Source organism: Streptomyces sp. adm13(2018), assembly GCF_008042145.1.
Classification (GTDB): domain Bacteria; phylum Actinomycetota; class Actinomycetes; order Streptomycetales; family Streptomycetaceae; genus Streptomyces.
On sequence record NZ_RDBH01000129.1, the window covers coordinates 246,123 to 248,712 of the forward strand.

Consider the following 2,590-nt stretch of genomic DNA (forward strand, 5'->3'; position numbering starts at 1 on the left):
GGTTCCACCATCCCTGGCGTCCCAGCCGCACCCGAGGACCGGCCCGTCCCAGCCACCCCGGGCACCCCAGTCACCCCGGGCACTCCAGGCCCCGCCGGGCCGAAGGCCCGCCTGGCGTCCCGCGCCTGCCGCTCGGCCACCACCCCCGCCAGATACGCCTCGGCCGGCACCCCCGGCGGCGGAGGCGTCCCGGTCCGGGCCACCAGCTCGTCGGCGAGCCGCTCCGCGAGCCGCCGGCCCACCACCGCGTCCAGCTCACGCGCCCGCGTGAGGTACTGCCGTATCTCCAGCCACAGGGGCTCGGGCACCGCCGACAGATCCAGTCCGGCGAACCGCCCCACCAGCCACGGCGGCGGCGGGGGCACGGCGAGCATCCGCGCCGCGGGTATCCGCTCCCGGACGACGAGCGTCCCCGCGAAGACGTCCCCGAGCCGCCGCCCCCGCTCCGACACCAACGACGAGACACAGGCGACGACCCCGAACGTCATCAGGATCTCCACGACCCCCATGGCCCCCCGCACGAGCGCGTGCCGGAACCGGATCGGCCCCCCGTCGTCCCGCACCACGCGCAGCCCGCAGGCCAGCTTCCCCAGGGACCGCCCGTGCGACAGCGTCTCCACCGCGATCGGCGCCCCCACCAGGATCAGCAGGAAGGAGGCGATGGACAGCGCCATCACCGCCGCCTCGTCGAGCGAGGCGGTGGCCACCGCGAGCCCCAGCGTGATCAGCAGGTACACCGCCCAGACCACCGCCAGGTCGATGAGCACCGCCAGCGCCCGGCTCGGGAGCCGCGCCGACTGCAACCCCAGTACGACGGCGTCCCCGGTCACCACGTCACTCACGGCACCCACCCTTCTCCGACCTTCCCGACCCCTCCGAACGCCAGTCTGCCAAGCTGACCCGCAGCGCGCCGCAGCAGTACGGAACCGTCCGCAGCCGATGCCGGGAGCAGCAGCCGATCATGGACCTCGACGTCTACGTCACCGCCCACCGCGCCGAGTGGGAGCGCCTCGACGAGCTCCTCCGCAGGGGCGGCAGGCTCACCGGCGCCGAGGCCGACGAACTCGTGTCCCTCTACCAGCGCGCGGCCACCCATCTCTCGATCGTCCAGTCGAGCGCCCCGGACCCCATGCTCACGGCCCGGCTCACCCAGCTCGTGGCGCGCGCCCGCGCCACCGTCACCGGCACCCGCCGCTCGTCCTGGCGCGACGCGACCCGCTTCCTCACCGCCGGATTCCCCGCGGCTGTCTACCGCGCGCGGCACTGGTGGGGCCCCACCGCGGTCCTCTCCGTCCTGCTCGCCGTCCTCATCGGGTGGTGGATCGGCACGCACCCCGAGGTCCAGGCCGCGATCGGCGCCCCCGCCGACCTCCGCGAGATGACCCGCCCCGGCGGCCAGTACGAGACGTACTACTCCAGCAACCCGGCGGCGTCCTTCGCCGCCCAGGTCTGGACGAACAACGCCAAGGCCGCCGCGATGTGCCTGGTCCTCGGCGCCTTCCTGGGCATCCCGGTGCTCTGGATCCTCTTCGTGAACATGCTGAACGTCGGCGTCGGCATCGGCCTGATGTCCTCCGCGGGCCGCCTCGACGTCTTCCTCGGCCTGATCCTGCCCCACGGCCTGCTCGAACTGACCGCCGTCTTCGTCGCGGCCGGCACGGGCCTCCGCCTCGGCTGGACCGTCATCGACCCCGGCCCCACCACCCGCCGCACGGCCCTCGCGGAACGCGGTCGCGCGGCCGTCGGCATGGCCATCGGCCTGGCACTGGTCCTCTTCGTCTCCGGCCTGATCGAAGGCTTCGTCACCCCCTCCGGCCTGCCGACCTGGGCCCGCATCACCATCGGCATCGCCGCCGAGCTGCTCTTCCTCGCCTACGTCTACGTGCTCGGCGGCCGCGCCGCCCGCGCCGGCGACCAGGGGGACCTGGAGGAACCCGACCGCGGCGCCCGGCTCCCCACCGCCGCCTGATGTGCGTACGGCCCCGCGGACCTGCTAGTGTCCTCCGGTGCCCACAAAAGCCATTGACATGGCGGACGTGGGGAGGTAGATTTGAACGGTTGCCTGGAACTGGACAGTTCGGCAGCGATCAAGTAAAGTCACATCTCGCTCCGGTCGGGAATTGAATTCCACGGAGCCACCCCGATTCTCATCCGAATCAAGAAGCCACCGATTAGGTCGGCCGAAATGATTCTGATAAAGTCGGAACCGCCGAAAGGCCCCCGGAGTGAAAACAAAAGGGACCGGAAAGCGCCGAGGAAATCGGATCGGAAAGATCTGATAGAGTCGGAAGCGCAAGACCGAAGGGAAGCCCGGAGGAAAGCCCGAGAGGGTGAGTACAAAGGAAGCGTCCGTTCCTTGAGAACTCAACAGCGTGCCAAAAATCAACGCCAGATTAGTTGATACCCCGTCCATCTTCGGATGGCAGGGTTCCTTTGAAAGTCCTGCCGGCCCTTGTGGCTGGTGGGCAACATACACAGCGAGGACGCTGTGGACGGTCGGCCACATTCCGGCATGACCGTCCCGCTCAACGCGAGTGTCACCCGATTACGGGTAAACATTCACGGAGAGTTTGATCCTGGCTCAGGACGA

At 70.1% G+C, this 2,590-nt stretch carries 2 protein-coding genes; one reads left to right on the forward strand and one right to left on the reverse strand.

Annotated features, from left to right (window positions below; translation table 11 throughout):
* The coding region (locus tag EAO70_RS17755; protein WP_261992925.1) for an RDD family protein at positions 1-842 on the reverse strand (842 nt) is incomplete at its 3' end.
* A gap of 119 nt (positions 843-961) precedes the next feature.
* Between EAO70_RS17755 and EAO70_RS17760 the strand changes: the two genes are divergently transcribed.
* On the forward strand, positions 962-1,969 hold the full coding sequence (locus EAO70_RS17760; RefSeq protein ID WP_148003924.1) for a stage II sporulation protein M: 1,008 nt from the start codon (positions 962-964) through the stop codon (positions 1,967-1,969).
* Positions 1,970-2,590 lie beyond the last annotated feature (621 nt).

What these genes read in the sequence shown, in the direction of transcription:
- EAO70_RS17760 (WP_148003924.1), top strand. Translation starts at nt 962, where the DNA reads ATGGACCTCGACGTCTACGTCACCGCCCACCGCGCCGAGTGGGAGCGC.